At 58.3% G+C, this 18,336-nt stretch carries 21 protein-coding genes and 2 tRNA genes; 14 read left to right on the top strand and 9 right to left on the bottom strand.

The window, feature by feature from the left end:
- Nucleotides 1-32 precede the first annotated feature (32 nt).
- Together ACTJKJ_RS24160 and ACTJKJ_RS24155 are read left to right on the top strand one after the other, a co-directional pair.
- A tRNA-Asn gene (locus tag ACTJKJ_RS24160) sits at nucleotides 33-108 on the top strand.
- Nucleotides 109-211: 103 nt separating this feature from the next.
- A tRNA-Asn gene (locus ACTJKJ_RS24155) sits at nucleotides 212-287 on the top strand.
- Between the two features lie 133 nt (nucleotides 288-420).
- Here ACTJKJ_RS24155 and ACTJKJ_RS24150 read toward each other — a convergent pair.
- Genes ACTJKJ_RS24150 through ACTJKJ_RS24135 form a run of 4 tightly spaced genes read right to left on the bottom strand, consistent with a single transcriptional unit; the run spans nucleotide 421 to nucleotide 3,261 of the window.
- A complete protein-coding gene (locus tag ACTJKJ_RS24150) occupies nucleotides 421-1,335 on the bottom strand; it encodes a DUF4868 domain-containing protein (protein ID WP_297384787.1) in 915 nt (304 codons plus the stop codon).
- A gap of 3 nt (nucleotides 1,336-1,338) precedes the next feature.
- Nucleotides 1,339-1,920 carry a hypothetical protein gene (locus ACTJKJ_RS24145; RefSeq protein ID WP_297384785.1) on the bottom strand — a complete coding sequence of 194 codons (582 nt, stop codon included), beginning with the start codon at nucleotides 1,918-1,920 and terminating at the stop codon, nucleotides 1,339-1,341.
- A 41-nt stretch (nucleotides 1,921-1,961) separates the two neighbouring features.
- On the bottom strand, nucleotides 1,962-2,729 hold the full coding sequence (locus ACTJKJ_RS24140) for a DarT1-associated NADAR antitoxin family protein (RefSeq protein ID WP_440822575.1): 768 nt from the start codon (nucleotides 2,727-2,729) through the stop codon (nucleotides 1,962-1,964).
- Nucleotides 2,674-3,261, bottom strand: coding sequence for a DarT ssDNA thymidine ADP-ribosyltransferase family protein (locus ACTJKJ_RS24135; RefSeq protein ID WP_297384782.1), 588 nt, complete (start codon nucleotides 3,259-3,261; stop codon nucleotides 2,674-2,676). Before ACTJKJ_RS24135 ends, ACTJKJ_RS24140 begins: the two co-directional genes overlap by 56 nt.
- A 175-nt stretch (nucleotides 3,262-3,436) precedes the next feature.
- Between ACTJKJ_RS24135 and ACTJKJ_RS24130 the strand changes: the two genes are divergently transcribed.
- Together ACTJKJ_RS24130 and ACTJKJ_RS24125 are read left to right on the top strand one after the other, a co-directional pair.
- Nucleotides 3,437-4,738: a helix-turn-helix domain-containing protein gene (locus ACTJKJ_RS24130; protein WP_440822573.1), complete on the top strand. Its 1,302-nt coding sequence runs from the start codon at nucleotides 3,437-3,439 to the stop codon at nucleotides 4,736-4,738.
- A complete protein-coding gene (locus tag ACTJKJ_RS24125) occupies nucleotides 4,722-5,873 on the top strand; it encodes a beta family protein (protein ID WP_297384778.1) in 1,152 nt (383 codons plus the stop codon). Before ACTJKJ_RS24130 ends, ACTJKJ_RS24125 begins: the two co-directional genes overlap by 17 nt.
- An 89-nt stretch (nucleotides 5,874-5,962) precedes the next feature.
- Here ACTJKJ_RS24125 and ACTJKJ_RS24120 read toward each other — a convergent pair whose 3' ends face one another.
- Entirely contained in the window at nucleotides 5,963-6,256 is a 294-nt protein-coding gene (locus ACTJKJ_RS24120; protein ID WP_297384776.1) for a helix-turn-helix domain-containing protein, read from the bottom strand.
- Nucleotides 6,257-6,458: 202 nt separating this feature from the next.
- Here ACTJKJ_RS24120 and ACTJKJ_RS24115 point away from each other — a divergent pair, with 202 nt between their 5' ends.
- Both ACTJKJ_RS24115 and ACTJKJ_RS24110 read left to right on the top strand, forming a co-directional pair.
- On the top strand, nucleotides 6,459-6,845 hold the full coding sequence (locus ACTJKJ_RS24115; RefSeq protein ID WP_297384774.1) for a hypothetical protein: 387 nt from the start codon (nucleotides 6,459-6,461) through the stop codon (nucleotides 6,843-6,845).
- Nucleotides 6,846-7,372: 527 nt separating this feature from the next.
- A complete protein-coding gene (locus tag ACTJKJ_RS24110) occupies nucleotides 7,373-7,795 on the top strand; it encodes a hypothetical protein (protein ID WP_297384772.1) in 423 nt (140 codons plus the stop codon).
- A 112-nt stretch (nucleotides 7,796-7,907) separates the two neighbouring features.
- On the opposite strand, the gene ACTJKJ_RS24105 is transcribed toward ACTJKJ_RS24110, so the two are convergent.
- Complete coding sequence (locus ACTJKJ_RS24105; RefSeq protein WP_297384769.1) at nucleotides 7,908-8,111, bottom strand: hypothetical protein; 204 nt, start codon at nucleotides 8,109-8,111, stop codon at nucleotides 7,908-7,910.
- 26 nt (nucleotides 8,112-8,137) lie between these two features.
- Here ACTJKJ_RS24105 and ACTJKJ_RS24100 point away from each other — a divergent pair, with 26 nt between their 5' ends.
- The 5 genes from ACTJKJ_RS24100 to ACTJKJ_RS24080 all read left to right on the top strand — a co-directional run bounded on the left by ACTJKJ_RS24100 (nucleotide 8,138) and on the right by ACTJKJ_RS24080 (nucleotide 13,087).
- Nucleotides 8,138-8,632 (top strand): hypothetical protein, encoded by a 495-nt coding sequence (locus tag ACTJKJ_RS24100; protein ID WP_297384767.1) that lies wholly within the window; start codon nucleotides 8,138-8,140, stop codon nucleotides 8,630-8,632.
- A 185-nt stretch (nucleotides 8,633-8,817) separates the two neighbouring features.
- On the top strand, nucleotides 8,818-8,964 hold the full coding sequence (locus tag ACTJKJ_RS24095; RefSeq protein WP_297384766.1) for a hypothetical protein: 147 nt from the start codon (nucleotides 8,818-8,820) through the stop codon (nucleotides 8,962-8,964).
- Between the two features lie 399 nt (nucleotides 8,965-9,363).
- On the top strand, nucleotides 9,364-10,740 hold the full coding sequence (locus tag ACTJKJ_RS24090; RefSeq protein ID WP_297384764.1) for a VapE domain-containing protein: 1,377 nt from the start codon (nucleotides 9,364-9,366) through the stop codon (nucleotides 10,738-10,740).
- Between the two features lie 292 nt (nucleotides 10,741-11,032).
- Nucleotides 11,033-12,217: a tyrosine-type recombinase/integrase gene (locus ACTJKJ_RS24085; protein ID WP_297384762.1), complete on the top strand. Its 1,185-nt coding sequence runs from the start codon at nucleotides 11,033-11,035 to the stop codon at nucleotides 12,215-12,217.
- Nucleotides 12,218-12,619: 402 nt separating this feature from the next.
- Nucleotides 12,620-13,087 carry a hypothetical protein gene (locus tag ACTJKJ_RS24080; RefSeq protein ID WP_297384761.1) on the top strand — a complete coding sequence of 156 codons (468 nt, stop codon included), beginning with the start codon at nucleotides 12,620-12,622 and terminating at the stop codon, nucleotides 13,085-13,087.
- A 358-nt stretch (nucleotides 13,088-13,445) separates the two neighbouring features.
- Here the strand turns inward: ACTJKJ_RS24080 and ACTJKJ_RS24075 are convergent, their stop codons facing one another.
- The gene (locus tag ACTJKJ_RS24075; RefSeq protein ID WP_440822568.1) at nucleotides 13,446-14,018 is read right to left on the bottom strand and encodes a PEP-CTERM sorting domain-containing protein; all 573 of its coding nucleotides are present in this window, start codon (nucleotides 14,016-14,018) and stop codon (nucleotides 13,446-13,448) included.
- A 258-nt stretch (nucleotides 14,019-14,276) separates the two neighbouring features.
- Here ACTJKJ_RS24075 and ACTJKJ_RS24070 point away from each other — a divergent pair, with 258 nt between their 5' ends.
- A complete protein-coding gene (locus tag ACTJKJ_RS24070; protein ID WP_440822566.1) occupies nucleotides 14,277-14,903 on the top strand; it encodes a hypothetical protein in 627 nt (208 codons plus the stop codon).
- Nucleotides 14,904-14,948: 45 nt separating this feature from the next.
- Entirely contained in the window at nucleotides 14,949-15,698 is a 750-nt protein-coding gene (locus tag ACTJKJ_RS24065) for an NYN domain-containing protein (protein WP_440822635.1), read from the top strand.
- A 43-nt stretch (nucleotides 15,699-15,741) separates the two neighbouring features.
- On the opposite strand, the gene ACTJKJ_RS24060 is transcribed toward ACTJKJ_RS24065, so the two are convergent.
- Nucleotides 15,742-16,503: a YoaK family protein gene (locus tag ACTJKJ_RS24060; protein WP_297384754.1), complete on the bottom strand. Its 762-nt coding sequence runs from the start codon at nucleotides 16,501-16,503 to the stop codon at nucleotides 15,742-15,744.
- A complete protein-coding gene (locus ACTJKJ_RS24055) occupies nucleotides 16,500-16,964 on the bottom strand; it encodes a response regulator (protein ID WP_297384752.1) in 465 nt (154 codons plus the stop codon). The genes ACTJKJ_RS24060 and ACTJKJ_RS24055 overlap by 4 nt, the downstream gene beginning before the upstream one ends.
- A gap of 173 nt (nucleotides 16,965-17,137) precedes the next feature.
- On the opposite strand from ACTJKJ_RS24055, the gene ACTJKJ_RS24050 reads away from it, so the two are divergent.
- Nucleotides 17,138-18,187 (top strand): LacI family DNA-binding transcriptional regulator, encoded by a 1,050-nt coding sequence (locus ACTJKJ_RS24050; protein ID WP_440822564.1) that lies wholly within the window; start codon nucleotides 17,138-17,140, stop codon nucleotides 18,185-18,187.
- Nucleotides 18,188-18,336 lie beyond the last annotated feature (149 nt).

The raw sequence follows: 18,336 nt of genomic DNA, 5'->3' as shown, positions 1-18,336 counted from the left end.
CTGATTTTTCTGTGTATACTCTTAGGCTCTGATCCCCGATAGCTCAGTCGGTAGAGCGCCGGACTGTTAATCCGTAGGTCCCTGGTTCGAGCCCAGGTCGGGGAGCCAAGATCAGATGACGAAGGTCTTCGGACCTTCGTTCTTTTTCAGCCAGAGTCCGACCGAAGACCCTGGCCAAAGAATTCAGATCGATAGGATCTGAGCAGACTTTTCCTCGATAGCTCAGTCGGTAGAGCGCCGGACTGTTAATCCGTAGGTCCCTGGTTCGAGCCCAGGTCGAGGAGCCAAAATTGAAGCCCCCAACATCGCAAGGTGTGGGGGGCTTTTTCTTTTTCACCGGCCAGACGAATTCGAGCAAGCTGCCCCAGTTATTGCCTCTACCCCATCACCATCAACTGCCAAGCAATAAGCAGACTGTGGTCAGACCTGCGTTGCGTCAGGCACGTCGTAGATTGTGTCAGTAACCTCACTCAGCAAGCGGTGGTCGAGCAAAACCTGCATGATGGTTCTGGCCGTTTGGGCACAGGGGACAAGGCGTCCACTCGGTATATCGAAGTTCAGCCCCCAACCCCTCCGCCCGCTGACAGCCTGAAGCGCGATAAGAAAGCCTGGCTTTAGAAACAGGCCCTTCTCCTCAATCCGCGCGATCCGCCTTAGCTGGATAGCATTCGTGCCAACATAACTCACGATCGGCTGGATATCGGTAAAGAGTCCGGAGAAGGCTGCGGTTTGCTGCAACATCGCAAAAGCCTGGGAATACGATACTCGGTGCCCCATCGCAGCTTCAAAGGCCGATTTACTAGCAATAAAAACGGCCGTATCGTATGCGTAGAAATCGAACGTACGGTCAATCGCGAATCCATTATCCTCAGCGGCAGAAAGCTCACCATTGCTGAAAACAATGTTTATGTGCGTTTTCAGGTACGAGGTTTTCCAATTGGAAGCGGACTTCTTAACTGCATATACTGTTTGACCATTATTCGTAAACTTAACCACGTACCCACTCGCATTCTTGAGATCTTTGATATTCCTCACTCGCCAGTCAGGCTCGGGGCGATCAATGACGGCCTTCAGGTACTCAAAGTCGCCGCCAGCGACGGTCGTAGCGAGGCAGCTACCCTCATTCGTCTGAGCCAAATGCGTGTAGTTCGCAAACTCAGTTATACGCCCCATCTCACGCTTAACAACATCGCGCAGCAAATCGTTCAGGGCCGCGTCCGTCTGCGCATACCGTGCCGTGAACCTTTCATTCGTCGTGCTTCTCTTGAAGACCCAAAGGTGGATTGCGCTCGTCGCGAAGTCGAAGGCTCGAAACGTCTCAAAGATTTGCTGCATTAGTTATCCCTTGAACACGTAAAAGTCCTGAATTGTCTGCGCAGAAACTAGACCATTACTTATCAAGCCAGACCCGAGCACCCGAACGTCGCGCTCCAGGCCATTAATAACAATTGTGACCTCGTACAAACGCCACCCAAAGATCAACAGCAACGGATTCATCAGAATCTGACCGGACTTGTATGTAATTGCAAACATCCACAGTAGAAAAACACCAAACCCTAAAAGCTTCTGAGGATCGCTGTACGATATTCCCATAAACGAAACCACGTAAGGGAATGTGTAATTGATGACCTCATTGGGAATCGCCTTAAAGCGGCGGACTTCGACCGTAAATGGGTAAGAAATCTTCTTTAGAGAAGACCAAGCCAACAGGACAGCGCCGCCGGTTACTGACAAGAACGTTAACGACAGAGAAGCGTTTGCGAAGGGATTGAAATCACATACACCTGCCGACGCTTCATTGAATGTGCACACCGGGCGCGCCCACCAAAGAGACGGAATATCTTGCACCGCGAGGATGATTGCAAGCGGCAGATAAGACCCTAAAAATATCAGGAATCCAGGAATAATCTGAAACTGCATTGCAACTTCCAGTTGAATAACTGAGGCACTACACTGAGAAACTAACCCATCCCATCTAGACGGCTTTGGGCCTCTGTGTCCTCGTGGGCATTACTCACCGCGCCGGTCTGGATCGCCTCTAAATACGCGTCCTTACTTCCGAGTATTTCCGAGATCAGGAGCCCACGCTCATGGAGCGAAACATAGAGTGCTGCCGCGTAGGCTTGGCAGTTGATGGAACGCTCCGGATTAAAAGCGATATCGGAGAAGGCCGAATAGGCCAACACTTGCTCCGCCAAATCCGGGCGTTTGTGTAAAGCGTTGATGTATAGCCAATCGTAGAAAGCTGTGCGTGGCTCGAGCTCCCATTCCGTTCCGTAGATCGAGAACTTGATGAGACGCCCATGCTCATTGAGTCGCGAATCGCGCTTCGCATCGATCGAGCGCATTTCTCGCAGATCCTTAAACGGCCCCCCTCTCTCAAAGACCTTCGCCGACTGATAGGCACATTCAACACTGTATTCCCGCCCCTTGGGGGTTCGGATGGTCAAATTAAAGGCACTCAGCGATACGCCCAATGGATTCAGGGATTTACTGGATATTTCAAGCACCTCACCCAGCCCCAACCTCTCTCTGGCTGCTCGATGTAAGGCCACTATAGATTTCTGCGCCTGACTTTTGGCCATACCCGGAAACCATTCAAACTCGACATGGCGGGTGGAAACAAGCAATCGCCCGCTAGTCGATGGAGAAAATATAGGTCTATTTGCCACTTCAAGCGCCAGCCTTCCAGTACGCGTAGTCTTTACGATATCGAAAATAACCTGCATGCACCCAAACTTGGAGCTCCGGGTAAAGGCTTTGAATTCGCTGTCCCTGGGAATTATTCAGCACAATAACTCCAGCGATATAGTTTCTAGGTACACCCTGTAGCATTAACACTTCCGCCTGCGGATTGGTCGGCCAAGAGGCGGGAATATCAAGTTTGGCGCGCTCCTTCCCGGGCACGTCCTCGTACATGGCGCGGAAAGCCTGGTGAGACTTTCGTTGCCCTATCGGAATTGATGAGATTGCGCCAAGTGCTGCATTGGCTGCGCAGAACGCGCAGTCCAATTCCCATAATGCGGAAGGATGTATCACCAAGATCACCCAATCAACGCCTGGGTTGTCGCGCTTGATGCCGTACCACATCTTGTAGTTCGGAAAGCCGATAGAGACACACACAGCGCTGGTGTAGTCCGCTCGGACCTGGTCGTTAAAGTCGTTGAACCCTTCAAGGGCCAAGCTATCCCGCGTGATCAAGCCCCGTCGCAAGATCGACGCAAGGTTGCTTTCTCGCGTGAAATGCACAAGCTGCTTCACGCCGATTTCCGTCGCGTAGTTTTGTATTGTCGCCACAGCTCCCCTCCCTAGTGACACATGTTAGCGGATGTGTCAGCCTGATCTAGACCCCCTTCAGTCGGCTTGCAAGCACCATTGAGAACCCATAGCTAGCTGCCCTGCTCTACACAACATCTTTGTTGTGTACAATGACGCTGTGTCTTCAAGTGCAATCATCTCCACCGACCGCCAAGCGCGGGAACTTCAGCAAGAGATCGACAGGATCAATGCTGCCTTGTCGTCCGAACAGACTCTTCGTTCGGTGATCGAAGGGCTGCCCGAACTAGCAATCGAAGGTATCAGGAGATCTTTGGCGACCGAACGGCGCGAACTCGTCAAGAAGCTGGAGGCTTACCGACGTGCTCAGGAAGGCGACGTTGAGCTACTGCAACAGCTCGCCGGCGACGATCTAGGAGACCTTCTCATTGCTGCTCGCCTTGCCCAGAACTGGAAGCAGAAGGACTTGGCGAGGAAGCTTGGTCTCCAGGAGCAGGCGATCCAACGTTGGGAAGCCGAGCGATATCGGAGCATCAACCTGACCAACTACATGAAGGTCGCCCGAGCGCTGTCACTCAGCTTGACGCCACAATTTTTGTCACGCGAGGTTGCTCGTTGGATCCCTTCGGTAGACCTCAATACCTCCGAGGCACAGAAGGTCCTGAAACATGCGCGGGAGAACGGATGGCTTGAAGAGCCCGACTCGGACGAGAACGGCATCAAGCGCTTGATCCGTCATGTATCAGAACACGTCGGCCGTTATGGGACCCCGTCTCTATTGCGTACCGGGATTAATGTAAGGAATCATTCGGAAGATTGGGTCCTTCTATCTTGGAAGGCGCAGGTAACGCGACGTGCAGAGTCCATCATTGAATCTGAACGTCTGGTTTATCGCCCGCTTGATTTGGGATGGCTAAAGGATCTCGCCAAGCTCAGCCGAAGTCCAGATGGTCCTATAAAGGCGCAGCAGTTACTCGGCTCAAACGGCATCGTCCTGATTATCGAACGAAACATACCCGGAATGGAGGTGGATGGCGCAGCCTTCCTTGTAGACGGAGTTCCGGTTATTGGCCTTACCCTGAGAAGGGACGCTCTCGACAACTTCTGGTTTACTCTACTGCATGAAGTAGCGCATGTCATACTTCACTACAGAACAGGACTAGCATCCGGCTTTTTCGATGATATTGAGCATACGGAGATCGATGAATTTGAAGAGGAAGCCAACAAATTTGCTTCAGATCTTTTGATTCCGAACGAACTTTGGACTAAATCCCCTGCCCGCATTGCCAAATCTTCCCCTCCAATAGAAAACTTTGCGAAACAGCTTGGCATTGCCTCAGCCATCATTTATGGCCGCATTCGATTCGAGCGAAACAACTACGCAATATTCTCAGACAAGATTGGCCGCAACACTGTCCGAAAACTCTTTTATCCAGAGGTTTCAAATGAGCAAGCAGAATAAGCCTATTTATCTTCCTACGTTGCGCATGAAAATGGGCGAACTGGAAGGACTTAGGGCGCTCCGGCCTGATGTCGCGGCCTGCGTGTTACCGATCCTGGTCATTCCCCCTGTTCATGATCGAGAGAGCGAAGGCCAAGAGGCGCTATTTCCAATTGGAGAGGCAGTTCCAGATGTGGGGGGGATCGTCTCGAAGTATTGGACTCGTCGGCCAGTTCTGATTGATGTTCGAGCGCTGTTCAAGGAGCATGGCTTCGAGAAAGTCGGCGAATGGCTGCCCCAAATATTCCATCGCACGCAAAGCCGCGAAGTTATTGCAGCTCCATTAGTGACACTCTCGGATCTGGAATCGATTGATGCCGTGATTCTTGAGAATGCGCTGTCCAAAAAGCAGTCCCTACACCTTGGTTTGCGTATACAGTCGGGCGAAATGACCGACCCCCAACTAAGACAGAGAGTGTCGTCCGCACTTGCAAAGATTGGCATCACTGCACAAAAATGCGCCGTCTTTGCCGACTTTTCTGATGCGGATTTGTCAGACCACATGCTGGTAGCGCCGATTATTCGAGGCGCATTGGAACAACTTCAAGAGTTTGGAGATTGGCAACTCATTACGTTCCAAGGCACAAACTATCCTGAGAAGAACCCTGCGGAGCCGGGTGAAACAGTAAGTCATCTAAGAAGCGAATGGCTCGCTTGGCGTGAAGCGGTCCACTTTGACCCGACGACTGCCGATCACATGGCGTTCGGAGATTTCGCCGCCGACAGCGCAAAGTTTGAGTTCAAGAATCAGCGCGCAAAGCCAATCCCTCATTGCCGTTATGCGAGCGGCTCCAAATGGTTGATTGTTAGGGGGCGCGCCGAAGGAAGCACCCATGACTCAATGAGAGACGTCTTCCGCCGCATTGTAAACAGCGGGGATTTTTCTGGTCGAGCATTCTCCGAGGCCGATGCATATATTGAAGATGCGGCGATGGGAGTTACGGACGGCAGCGGTAATGCGTCGACCTGGCGGCAACTGAACACCACTCATCACATCACTCAAGTAGTTGCCGATATAGCCAAAGTTCGCGGCATTCCAATCACCGAGCTGCCGTCTGCCCCCAACGGCATTCAATTGGCGCTCCTTGGCGAGTGACGTCAATTCAACCTTCACGACCGAAGCAGGCTCTTGGCGGCGAATGAGTCCGAAAGGGACTCTCTTAGTACGTCGCCGACACCAAGCGCTCAGCGAAGCATCTCGGCCAAGGCCTGATTGAACTGAGCGATCTGTGCCTTCCGATCATCCTGCCGCAGCTGGTGCAATGCCAGTAAAAGCGCGGCCATCTCATCCTCTTCGCAATAAAGATAGGGCAGCGGCACTGCCAGGGCGGCAGCTATCGCACGGGCAGTCTGCACCGGCGGCTCGTGCACACCGGATTCGTAGCGGCTGATGCGGGCTCTACTGCTGGATTCATCGATCCCGATGTCCACGCCGACCTTCTCCTGAGACCACCCAAGCTCTTCCCTCCGGGCGCGCATTCGGCGTCCGACGACAGAGGTGCTTGAGCCACGAGACATGTTTCGAGTCTCGTAACTACGCTCGCGAGTGTCGTTACGTTAGTCGTAACATCGGGGCTGATTTCACCCTACTCATGCGGCGCAGCCACCCATCCGTAAGAAGACACTTCAACCCCACCAATCGGAGGCCACTACGCAGAAAAAAACTAACAAGCGAAAGGATGTGAGTTACGCAGATTTCCAGCAATTGGGGGCGATCAGAACCGCTGCCGAAGCGCGCCGAAACTACTCGGCATACCGAGCAATAACCAAGGACCATCAAAAGAACTTTGCAGAGATCGATCGCCTGTTCGAGGAGCTTAAGCAGCTCTCCCCCGCCGATAAGGAGTATGAGCAAATCATGAAGCGCATCGACTATCTACTCAGCAAGCGGCGCGGCATCTACGCAAAGATTCGTGTGTGGATCGGACTATTGTTGAGTGAGATGTGGCACGGCGCTCTAGGAATAATTCTTCTAAACATTCGAATCTTCGCGATCATCATTGCGAACATATTATTCTTCGTGGGCTTAGTCGCATTACTAATGTACTGGGCATCTCCGGACGCTTGAATCAACCAACACTTGAGGGAGAAAATGAAACTTAGAGCTTTTACTTGGATCGCCCTGGCCTTCGGCTTGACAGGCTGTACGTCCATTACTCCAGCATCGTTTCTTCAGTCTACCTATGCGGACACAAAAGGAACAACGCCCCGGAAATTTAGCAGCAGTACCTCGATCGATAAAGCTGCAAAGTGCGTGATGCTCAATATTGAGAATCGAATTGCCTCGTTCCATGCGTTTCCTTCAGAGGAGCCAAGCACGCCTGGCACAAAGGAAATACGCGCGAGAAGCGAGGTTGGCATGGCTGCAGTCGTTGAGCTACAGCCAATACCGTCCGGAACAGAAATATCAATATGGATCTCTAATCACTATCCACTAAAAGGAACCCTTGCCGAGCGAATTTCAAACGGTTGTTAGCTTCTCATCGACTTAAGCAGTCCAACAGGAGAAGAGTAGCGACGACCAGCACTGCCCGATACATACGGCGCCCCAGGAGAAATCCTCGGGCGCATTTTTTATTCTGGAAAGGATCATCGATGCATAGATTAGGGGATTCTGCTGCTCTGCACTCCTTCTTGGCCTCCAGCCAAGATCTGGAGCTCAATGCGTTACTCCAACTTCGCGCTGAGGAATTCTCGGCATATGTAGACGAGATTGGCGACTTGGTCACATTCCTGATCATCGAGTTGCACGACGGGATCGATACGGTCGATGCTGCAATCGGCTTTTCAATCTTGAGGAATCGATTCACTTCAAAGACCGTTAGCGACGCTGTGTCCACACCTTCATGGGATTCGCTCGTTGAGCATCCGAATTGGTTTGAATTGAGCTATGTCCTTGGCGAGGACGGCTCCGGCCTACTGGTAGTCGTCCCCAAGTCTGCTCCGCACTTGACCGACTTACTGGATATGTGTGCGAGATATGTAGAACCCAGTCTTAGCAAGCGGCAGGACTTATGAAAGCACGCAGAAGAAAACGTCAATGCCACCTTCGGGTGGCTTTTTTTCGCCCATTTAATTCATATAGCCCATGCACAGCCTCAATCCAATCGTCACCAAACTTGTATCAAAGCTAACGCCCGCACTCCTCGAAGCTTGGGAAGAGCGAGCTGCCGTCATGGAGTTTGACGCAAATATTGAGCGAGAGCTTGCGGAGTGTTTGGCCCTTTTGGATTTGATTAGCAACCATCCAGAAGCGCTCCTCAAGTGCTGGACATAAATATTGACGCGAGAAATTCAGCATCTTATTTGAAGGGCCAATTTCCTTCGTGATCACTCATCAATCAATACAGGAGATATTTAATGACTACCGAAAAAGATCAGGACGGACTGCGAGTACTGAGAGCTGCAAGCTGCGGGACGCTCTCGGGCCGTTCCAACCTCGTCTATCAGGTGGGATGCACGCCGGACGGAGATGTACAGCTGCGCATCACTGAGAGCAGTGGGTCCGGGTTCTATAGCCAAGAGTGGGTGCGCTTTGCAAGGATCCTTGAGCTTCTCAAACCCGGCGAGGCTCAGACCTTCTACTCGCTGCAACCATTGTTTGAGGGTCGGTCGGTGAATACCGGAGGATTTCTCATGGCGTGCCTCAAGCACCTGGGCGTGGTCAAGCCAATGGAAAGCAGCCCTCGCAACTACGAGCTGGCCGATCTCCAGGCGGTCGTGGCCGAGGTGCAAGCGCTCATCGAGTCGGATATCTCGCTCGGAGTCGATGCGCGGCCCGAAGGCCATCGACGCGCTGGGAAGCGCAAGGGTGGTACGGCATCGAAAGCCGCTCGGCGTGAACTGGATACCTAGTCCGCAGGTGCCCGCCTCGTTGCCTCACTAAGTAGTTGCCGCGACAGGCGGTTCTTTGATGCTGGCGCGAGCCTCCGTCAATGCCGACCGAATGCCGACCTCGTGCGACAGCGTTCCGCGCCTCGCCCGGCGAATTTTCACCAGTTTTGACCCGCCTTCATCTCTTTCGCTAAAGGACTTCCATCATGACCTTCCAAGACTGCCTGACCGCCGCCGCTGACACTGTCCTCGACTGGGATCTGCCAGCTGAGTTGTTGCCCCTGACCATCTCGAATCAGGCGTCCATGCTGGCAGGTGTGGCGCTGGATAGCGACAACTTCTCCTGGCGTTGAGCTCTCGATCTCATTCGCGCATCAAACTTGCTCACAGCACCTCTCCCCATCGCAGCGTCACGCTGGCCTCCATCCGCTAGTCGGAGAGGGGTCGTGTGCCGCCGCGATAGGGAGGGGAGGCTGAGCATCGTGAGCTATTTTTTTCACCGCATAGCGAGATCGGTCGTGCTCCGCGTCCCATCGATGTCGTTGGCGACGGCGTGAGCCTCCGTGCACGAATTCGCTGATCGTCGTACACTGCGTGCTCATCGATGCAACGTCGATAGTGAGGTGGCCCTGCCCTAGGGCCATTAGTTGCCTCCACGGGCCGGCAAGCGCCTTTGGCCTCTGAATCCTTTAGCAAGTGCTAAGTCCTGATTCTTCATGGGATCAGTCCATTCAGAGCTTCAGAGAGCCACCATGCTTCCCACCCACCCACCCTCTACCGCTTCCATCTCCTCCGGTCAGCTCGGCCGAGGGCAACTTGCGCCAACGACCACCGCTCGGGCAACACTCGGCAAGTCAGAGCTCGTAGACCCCTTCAAGTTCCCTGATCGCAATCCGCTTGGCGGTAAGCCGCCAACGACGATCCCGAATCTGGAGTATGTGCTCGAGCAGTACGGGGTCACGATTCGCTACGACGTGATCTCCAAGTGCATGGTCTATGAGATTCCAGGCTGCGCGCTCAACCCAGACAACGTCGAGAACATTGCGCTGGCAGAGATAACCAGTTTAGCCGCAGCCAATGGCCTAAACACGCAGAACGTCGCTTTGTTCCTTGACGCGATTGCCGGTCGGAATAGCTACAACCCCGTCCTCGATTGGATCGAAAGTAAGCCATGGGATGGACACGACCGGCTGCCCGAGTTCTACCGCACCGTTACCGTCATCGATGAGTTTCCTCTACACCTTCGAGATGCGCTCATCTATCGTTGGCTGCTGAGCGCTACAGCCGCGGCGGTCCTAGCAACAGGCTTCCACGCTCGTGGCGTGCTCACGTTGCAGGGCGCGCAAAGCATTGGCAAGACAAGCTGGATTCGCCGCCTGATTCCAGACCCGCTACGTTCGTCGGTTCTCAAGATTGACCATCATTTAGATCCCAACAACAAGGACTCGATCATCGCCGCCGTCAGCCATTGGATCGTGGAGATTGGAGAGTTGGACAGCTCATTCCGGAAAGACATCGCCCGCCTCAAAGGCTTTTTAACTGGAGAACGCGACAAGGTCCGTCGGCCATACGCCCGGTCCGATTCCAACTATGAGCGTCGAACCGTCTTCTGTGCCACGGTGAACGAGACCAGCTTTCTGGTGGACAACACTGGGAACTCACGCTGGTGGACGCTGCCCGTCAAGGCTCTCGACTGCAACCACGACGTAGACATGCAGCAGTTGTTCGCTCAACTGAAGCTGCTCGTCGATAGCAACGAGCAATGGTGGTTGACCTCCGAAGAAGAGCTGGAGCTGAACACACAGAACCTCCAGCATCTAAGCGTGAGCGTCCTGAGAGAGTCCATCCGCCATCATCTGGACGAAGTCAAAAGCGCCCCTCTCGTCACGCAGACGACCAAGAAGCTGACCGCGACAAAGGTTCTGCTTGAACTCGGGTTCGAGTCCCCGACGAATAAGCAGGCGAAGGAGTGCGCGGAAATCCTTCGGCAGCTTGTGGGTTCGGAGAAGCGCGTCCACGGCAGTAACGTATGGGAGTTCCCCATCATCGCCGTGGGCAAGATCGCATCACGCGTGCCAGCCACCCCCGCGCCTCCGGCCGCTACCCCCGGCGCGCCACCGCAGTTCTGAGCCGAATCAACGGTTTAGGGACAAGGGGGTAGGAGGGGTAGCGAAAACACTGCCTCTCAAAGTCAATTGCATTTGGCTTTGGGGGTGCAGTAGCAACCCCTCCCCCGGCGCCCCGCCGCGTCGTTGCTCTTGATCCTCAACGCCTAGGTCCAGCGATGCCGCCAAGCGGTACGCCCCCACACGACTCTTAGCGCTCATCGGAGCGCCCTCCTCCTGTTCCTCGCAGCTTCATCCTGACGATGGTCTCGAACCGTCGTGGGCGGAGCTATGTCTTCCACAACCACGAAAGCCTATGCCAGTTCAAAAACTCTCCTGCGACTTCCTCGCGAACTCTCTCACATGCTTGCCCAACAAGGCCAAGACCGAGTACTGCGACTCGGAAGTTCCCGGTCTCTATGTGTCGGTCACCAAAGCCACTCCTGGCCGAGGCACCTTCTATCTGCGCTACAAGGATTCCTCAGGCAAGACCTGCCACAAGAAAATTGGCCGCACGGTGGACGTCAGCCTTGTCGACGCTCGCAAGCAAGCAAAGCGACTGAAACTCGAAGTCTCGCAAGGCATCAGCCCTGCTGCGCAAGCGAAGGCTCACCGTGAGGTGCCCTTGCTGTCCGCGTTCTACAAGGACGACTACCTGCCACACGCCAAGCGTCACAAGCGCTCCTGGCGCCGCGATGAAGAGCTGTTTCGTCTCCGCATCGCACCAGCATTCGGCTCACTGAAGTTGAACCAGTTGACCCGCAAGTCAGTTCAGGGCTTTCATTCAGCGCTGCCAGCCCAAGGCCTCAGTAAGGCCAGCGCGGATCACCACGTGAAGCTCCTCCGACGCATGCTGAACCTAGCCGTGCAATGGAGCTACCTAGAAGCCAATCCCATCAGCGGGATCGAACTCTTCAACGAGGACAACCGACTGGAAAACTACCTGACCGCCGATGAGTTGCACCGTCTGCTGACAGTGTTGCGATCGGATGAGAACCGCTCGGTCTGTCTGATTGCGATGTTCCTGCTGAGTACCGGCTGCCGACTGAATGAGGCACTGCAGGCAACCTGGCGCCACATCGATCGTGGTCAGCGTGTGTGGCGAATCCTGGCCATCAACTCGAAGTCCAAACGCATGCGCTCAGTGCCGCTGAACGAAAGCGCTCTACACATCTTGGACCAGTTGGGCACCGAGGGTGAGTTCGAGCACCTGTTTGTCAATCGTCAGACTCGCCGACCGTATACGACGATCATGAAGGTATGGGAGCGTCTGCGAACGAAGGCAGAACTGCCCCGTCTCCGCATCCATGATCTGCGTCATGCCTACGCGTCCTTGTTGGTCTCCAGCGGCCGCACCCTATATGAGGTCCAACAGATCCTTGGTCATAGCGATCCCAAGGTGACGATGCGGTATAGCCATCTTTCGTCGAAGACTCTATTGGCAGCCGCTGACACCGCCTCGGTGATCGTTCAACGATCCAATCAGCAAGTGGCGGTGTAGCAGGTAAGCTGGGATCAGGTCTGAACACCATGCTCTGGCCCTGGCATGGTGTACATGAGGCTCGAACGAGGCGTCGGGAGATGACCTCGCTTCCCTTGCTTGCGCCGTGTCCGTGAGACGAGTTAAGACCGAAGCTGTTGAGAGGCCTCCAGGTGCAGAATGATGCTCTCATTGAGGATCAGGTCAGCGGGGCACCTCAGATGGATGACGAATGGGACGCAGACGTCGAGGTCGAGGTCGAACGCAACCCTTCTGGGCGCTATGTTGCGGTACTAGTGCTACGACCACCCACGCCGATAGGTCCAGCGGTCCGCCTTCCTATAAGGGGCGAGTACGAGCACCCTATGCAAGCGGAAGTCGCGGCGCTTGATGCGTTCGCGGCTATGACACGAGGTGGGTGACATGAGCCTGAAATCCGCTCCGAGAAAACGGAAGGCCAGGGCCAAGGTAGTCCGCCAAGCATTGGTGTCTCGCGACGGTCTCGTGCAGGGTTGGGACCCCTACATGTTTGTCCACGGGGACAGGTGTCAAGGCGTCAGCAGCCGCCGAATGCTCATGTGTTTGAACATCAAGGGTGAGTTCACTGACCCAATCCGCTCGATCACGTCCTTCGTCTTGCGCCTATACCCAGAGAAAGAACCGCAGGTGAACATAGGGACCGCCGCGTCGATCGGCGTATGGATCGGGATGCGGCCTTCGTTCGATGGCGTCATCAACGTCTCACAACGGGAGTTCGACTTTGTGTTGGCGATGGCGCAAGCTGGCAAGCTTGTCTCCATTCATACAACGTTCCAAGAGCCGTACTACAACCGCTCGTCCATCTCATCCGTGTCGTTCAGCTGCGAGCTTCCTCTGGAGGATCCACGCTGAGCGGATCGAGACAGGATCGATGCCCTTTGATGTGCTACCAACGAGAGCCGCCGACCTCGTCTTCCGCTCGACATAATGGCCGCCAACCAATTGATTTTTATTAGGTTTTTGATATTTAACCGTTGCCGGCATCTATGCTTGGCTCGGATTTAGGTCGGTAATCGCCATAGGGAGACCTCGACATCGGCGGGCCGCCTTGAGGATCTTGGACTTACGGAGGACGAGCACGGGCCGGAAGCTGGACTGTTAATCCGTAGGTCCCTGGTTCGAGCCCAGGTCGAGGAGCCAAACTGAAGCCCCGCATCGCAAGATGTCGGGGCTTTTTCTTTCTCCGCGGTGCAGCCTGGCCGGCGGCGCATCAACCGGCGCGCCGCCTCGCCCAGCCGACCCCAAGCAGCCCCAGCGCCATCAGCACCGCCGTCGCGGGCTCCGGCACGGGTGGGGGCGCCACGTAGTCGATGTTGGGGCCGACCACCCGACCGAAGTCGAGCGGCAAGTTCTGCGGGCCGTAGGTCGTGGCGGTCCAGATGAAGTAGTTGTTCTGGCCCGAGGTGTCGGGCGCCTCGGTGGAGGTGAACCAGAACTCCAGCTGCGGCACGCCCTGCACCGGCGTCAGCCCCTTCCACATGTAGAAGGTGCCGTTGACATTGATGTCGTCCTGGAACCAGCCGCCGGAAGCGATCTCGAGACGCCAACCGGTGTTGCTGCCATAGGAGGGCGGCAAGGGCAGGCGCGGATCGCCACTGTGGGAAGCGACCACCGCGAACTCGATGAAGTCGGGCGACGGCAGGTCAGCCGCGTCGAGCGTGTACGTGTAGGTGTAGAGGCCGCTTTGCGCGTCGAACGACACCTGTCCCGTCACCAGTGAATCGGCGAACACGTTGCTGCTCAACCAGAGCAGGCCCACCACCCAAGCCTGTCGACAAGTCATCGCGATCTCCCGCAGTTGTGCGAACGCTAGCGACGCGCCGGGCCCGCTTCAAGCGATCGCCTACCGGCCTGCCATGAGCAGGGCTCAAATGCGCCGGAACAAGGGACATGCCGAGTGCCAGGCGCTTTCCGCGGTCGCACCGGGCACCCGGATCGCCCGGGGCCACCCTCGCGACAGCACATGAGCTTCGCTGTCCCCTTTACAGTGCGTCAACCTGGCAGCCGCTGGTGCGTTCGACCGGGTCCAGGGAGACACGTCATGCCGAAGTTCCGTCTGATCGCCACCGCGTTGCTGTGCTTCGCCGGCGCCATCACCACCGCCCAGGCCCAAGTCTGGAAATGCACCATCGACGGCAAGGTCCAGTACTCGGACCAGCCCTGCCCGGCCAAGGGCGAAGCGATGAAGTCGCGGTCGCTGCAGAGCAATGTGATCGACACCTCGGCGGACCGCGCCGCGATCGAGCGCGCCAAGGCGGCCGCCGCGGAGCAGCAAGCCGCGACCGCGACGCCATCGGCGGCGCCGGTCGCACCGGTCGCTCCCGCCAACGTCTGCCCCTCCGACCGGGACATCGCCGGCATGGAGACCAAGGCGAGTTCGATCTCGCTGAGCCCCGAGGCGAAACGCTTCGTCCAGGACGAGATCCGCCGGGCGCGCCAATGCCAGAAGGGCCAGGGCAAGTACAGCGCCGCGGACTGGACCGTCAGCAAGCAGGCGGTCGACGCCCAGAGCAGCCTGACCGGCGGCCCCGACGCCCGCCGCCGCGCCGAGGCCGTCCACAGCGCGGCCGATCCCGCGGAAGGCGACCGGATCGCGCGGCAGCGGGAAGCGGAGGAGCGCGAGGCCAATCGCCGCCTGCTTCGAGAACGACCGCTGCGCGATCGCTGAAGCTGGACGACACTCTGCCCACTTCAGGGAGGCAGCGTGGACACCATCGACAACCGCAACGACGCCAAGGTCGCAGTTCTCGTCGACTGCGACAACACCACGCCGGAGATCCTCGAACATGCGCTGAGCGTCGTCGCCCAGTTCGGCCGGGTGATCGTGCGGCGCGGATACGGCAATCACGCCACGCTCGCGAACAAGTGGCAGGAAGCGCTCGTGCGACTGGCCTTCACGCCGTGCCTGCAGTACCAATACGCGGCTGGCAAGAACACATCCGACATTGCCCTCGCACTCGACGCCGTCGAGGCGCTATTCGATCGACGCGCTGACACCTTCTGCATCGTCACCAGCGATTCGGACTTCGCCTACCTCTGCCGCAAGTTGCGCGAGCGCGGATCCACCGTGCTCATCGTCGGCGAGGCAAAGACTCCGGCGGCGCTACGCAATGCGAGCGACCAGTTCTTCGAGTGGACTGCGCCCGAAACGCCGATCGCCGCCGCAGGTCCAGCTGCGGCAAAGCCTGCCGCGCCGGTGCCGGCGCCGACACCCAAGCCGAAGCAACGCCCTCGCGCATTGGTCAATGCGGTGAAGCTGATGGCGGCCGACACACCGGATGGACGCGTTCATGTCGGCACGCTCGGCTCCTATCTCCGCCGGACGGACCCGGGCTTTTCGCCTCAGACCTACGGGCATTCCGGTCTCGTGAGCATGCTGAAAACCTACGACCTGCTCAATGTCCGCCAGGAAGACGGAGGGCATTGGACCGTGGCGCTGGCAGCCGACAACAACCCGGCCTGAGCGCAGCCAACAGGCATATTCGACGCGCCCCTCGGAGGCCCCGTCACCGCTGCCGCGCCAGCACCCCTCTCCACCGTCCCCAATCCCGCGTCACCGGCGGCAGCGCCAGCACGAACAGCACTGTCGCCAGCGGCACCACGCAGATGAAGCCCAGGTGCTTGAACCCGAGCGCCCCCGCCACGCCGCCCAGCACGAAGGCCGCCAGCAGCCCGCCCGCGCGCAGCGCCCGCTCGCGGTCGTGCCGCACGCCGGGCCGGATCGCCTTGGGCTGCCGGTTCCAATAGAGCATCTTCCCGAGCTCCATCCCCAGGTCGGTGATGTTCCCCGTCATGTGGGTGGTGCGGACGCTGCCCCCCGAGGTCTTCGATCCGACCGCGTTCTGCAGGCCCATGATGAAGGCCAGCAGCAGCACCGTCAGCGGCACCGCGAAGGGCGTGTGCCAGGTCAGCGTGATCGCGCCCATCAGGCCGAACGGGAACAGCAGCGCCGCCTCCAGCATCAGCGGCAGCGCGTAAACGCTGCGCAGGCCATGCCGCCGCGCCCAGTTCACCAGCACCGCGCAGACCGCCGCGCCGCACACGAACGCGAGGATCGCGCCCAGCGCGTTCAGCACCAGCGTGCCCTGCCCCATCACCGCGCCGTCGGCCAGTTGCGAGGCGAATCCGGTCATGTGCGAGGTGTAGCGCTGCAGGATCAGGAAGCCGCCCGCGTTCACCGCGCCCGCATTGAACGCGAGCAGCAGCCCCAGCGCCTGGTTGGTCGACGGCGCGCGGTGGCGGCTGGTCAGGTGCAGCAGCCGCCTCATCGCTCCGGCCGCCGGCTCGGGTCCGTCGGCGCCTCCAGCGACACGTCGGCGCCGTCGTCCGCGCCGAACAGCTGCGCACCGCCCGGCTCGACCAGCTTCGCCCCATGCCGCGTCAACACCGCGTGCAGCCGGGCCCAGTTGAGCGGCTTGACGAAGTAGTCGTCGAACACCAGGTCCTCCGCCGACTCGAAATCCGTGTTCAGCGGCGTGCCACTGACCGCGATCGCGATCAGCGCCGGCAGGCTCAGCTTCAGCCGGCTCGCCACGTGCCGGCCGTCGGCGTCCGGCATCGCGATGTCCGTGATCAGGAGGTCCGGCTCCCACTTCAGGCCGATGCGGATCGCCTCGAGCCCGGTGGGCGCGACCTTCAGCTCGAAGTGGTAGACCGTCAGCAGCTCGCGCAGCAGCTCCAGCGAATCGGGCTGGTCATCGGCGATCAGGACTTTCAGGCGATCCTGCATGGTGTCGTTCGGAAATGGTTGGAGCGGCCATAGCAATCGGCGGGCCCGCATCGCGCCCGGCAAGGATTCCAATGAGCCTGCGCGGGCATGGGGCGCATTCTTCCATCCCGGCGTCCGTTCCACAGCCTCGCGCTCGCAGGAGTAGGATGGCGCGTCCATGAAAGCGCTTTCCAATGAAGAGAAAGAAGCCTCTCCTATCGACGTCCAGCGAGGTGACGCTGGGCATGGTGGCCGCGGCCAGCGGTGTGTCGCCGAGCACCGTGTCGCGCGTGCTGAGCGGCAGCGCGCAGGTCAGCGCCGACAAGACCGAGCGCGTGCGACAGGCCATCGCGGCCCTGGGATTCGTCCCCAACACCATCGCACGGGCGCTCGCGGACGGGCGCACCTTCAACGTGGGCTTGCTCGTCCAGTATTTCGAAAGCCCGTTCTACGCGCTGCTGCTGCGCGGCATCGAGGAAGTGCTGACGCCTGCAGGCTACGCACTGGTGGTGTCGAGCGGCCACTGGCAGGCGGAAGAGGAACAACGCTGCATCGCCTCGCTGCGCTCCCGGCGCGTCGACGGGATCATCGTGTTGACGGGCGGCCTGGACAACGCCTTCCTGGCGGCGCTCGCGCGCGAGTTGCCGGTCGTGGTCACCGGACGGGCGCTGCAGGCGCCGGGCCTTCACGCGCTCAAGACCGATGACGCCGCGGGCGCACGGGCGGCGACCGCCCACCTGATCGAGCGCGGCCATCGGCGGATCGCGTTCATCGGCGGCGATGCGACGCATGCTGATGCGAAGGAGCGCGAGGCGGGCTACCGGGCGGCGCTCGCGGAGGCCGGGCTGGGGCTCGACGAAGCCTTGATCGCGAACGGCGACTATCTCGAGGCCGGCGGCGCTGCCGCGATGGCGCGCATGCTGGAGCGCGGTACCGCCTTCACCGCGGTGTTCGCGGCGAACGACCAGATGGCCGCCGGCGCCGCGCGCGTGCTGCACAGCCGCGGGATCCGCGTGCCCGAGGACGTCTCGCTCGTGGGCTACGACGACCTGCTGAACACCGCCCATGCCAGCCCACCGCGAACGACGATCGATGTCCAGATCGCCGAGCTCGGCCGGCGCGCCGCCGCCGCGATGCTGGATCTGCTCCGGCATGGCAGTTCCTCGGTGCAGCCCCCGGTGCCGCGCTTGATCGTGCGGGAGTCCACCCGGCGCCTGCACAGCGACACGGCACCCGCCTGCTGAGCCGCTGCGATCGGTCACGGCACGCACCGGACGCCCGCCGATGAACTGACCCGGACTCGCCTCGCTTTTCGTCAACTGGCCGTCACACAGCCTCGGCACAATGCCATGCATCCGAGACAAACAACCGACTGCGACATAGGGCAGAAAGC

The sequence above is a fragment of the Roseateles sp. 22389 genome (genome assembly GCF_052044995.1).
Taxonomy (GTDB): domain Bacteria; phylum Pseudomonadota; class Gammaproteobacteria; order Burkholderiales; family Burkholderiaceae_C; genus Roseateles.
Note: the sequence above shows the minus strand (reverse complement) of the source record. Positions and strands in the feature narration are given on the sequence as shown.

What these genes read in the sequence shown, in the direction of transcription:
- ACTJKJ_RS24085 (WP_297384762.1), top strand. Translation starts at nt 11,033, where the DNA reads ATGCCAGTTCAAAAACTCTCCTGCGACTTCCTCGCGAACTCTCTCACA.
- ACTJKJ_RS24080 (WP_297384761.1), top strand. Translation starts at nt 12,620, where the DNA reads ATGAGCCTGAAATCCGCTCCGAGAAAACGGAAGGCCAGGGCCAAGGTA.
- ACTJKJ_RS24055 (WP_297384752.1), bottom strand. Translation starts at nt 16,964, where the DNA reads ATGCAGGATCGCCTGAAAGTCCTGATCGCCGATGACCAGCCCGATTCG.
- ACTJKJ_RS24060 (WP_297384754.1), bottom strand. Translation starts at nt 16,503, where the DNA reads ATGAGGCGGCTGCTGCACCTGACCAGCCGCCACCGCGCGCCGTCGACC.
- ACTJKJ_RS24110 (WP_297384772.1), top strand. Translation starts at nt 7,373, where the DNA reads ATGCATAGATTAGGGGATTCTGCTGCTCTGCACTCCTTCTTGGCCTCC.
- ACTJKJ_RS24150 (WP_297384787.1), bottom strand. Translation starts at nt 1,335, where the DNA reads ATGCAGCAAATCTTTGAGACGTTTCGAGCCTTCGACTTCGCGACGAGC.
- ACTJKJ_RS24075 (WP_440822568.1), bottom strand. Translation starts at nt 14,018, where the DNA reads ATGACTTGTCGACAGGCTTGGGTGGTGGGCCTGCTCTGGTTGAGCAGC.
- ACTJKJ_RS24070 (WP_440822566.1), top strand. Translation starts at nt 14,277, where the DNA reads ATGCCGAAGTTCCGTCTGATCGCCACCGCGTTGCTGTGCTTCGCCGGC.
- ACTJKJ_RS24125 (WP_297384778.1), top strand. Translation starts at nt 4,722, where the DNA reads ATGAGCAAGCAGAATAAGCCTATTTATCTTCCTACGTTGCGCATGAAA.
- ACTJKJ_RS24145 (WP_297384785.1), bottom strand. Translation starts at nt 1,920, where the DNA reads ATGCAGTTTCAGATTATTCCTGGATTCCTGATATTTTTAGGGTCTTAT.
- ACTJKJ_RS24050 (WP_440822564.1), top strand. Translation starts at nt 17,138, where the DNA reads ATGAAGAGAAAGAAGCCTCTCCTATCGACGTCCAGCGAGGTGACGCTG.
- ACTJKJ_RS24095 (WP_297384766.1), top strand. Translation starts at nt 8,818, where the DNA reads ATGACCTTCCAAGACTGCCTGACCGCCGCCGCTGACACTGTCCTCGAC.
- ACTJKJ_RS24140 (WP_440822575.1), bottom strand. Translation starts at nt 2,729, where the DNA reads ATGCAGGTTATTTTCGATATCGTAAAGACTACGCGTACTGGAAGGCTG.
- ACTJKJ_RS24120 (WP_297384776.1), bottom strand. Translation starts at nt 6,256, where the DNA reads ATGCGCGCCCGGAGGGAAGAGCTTGGGTGGTCTCAGGAGAAGGTCGGC.
- ACTJKJ_RS24100 (WP_297384767.1), top strand. Translation starts at nt 8,138, where the DNA reads ATGACTACCGAAAAAGATCAGGACGGACTGCGAGTACTGAGAGCTGCA.
- ACTJKJ_RS24090 (WP_297384764.1), top strand. Translation starts at nt 9,364, where the DNA reads ATGCTTCCCACCCACCCACCCTCTACCGCTTCCATCTCCTCCGGTCAG.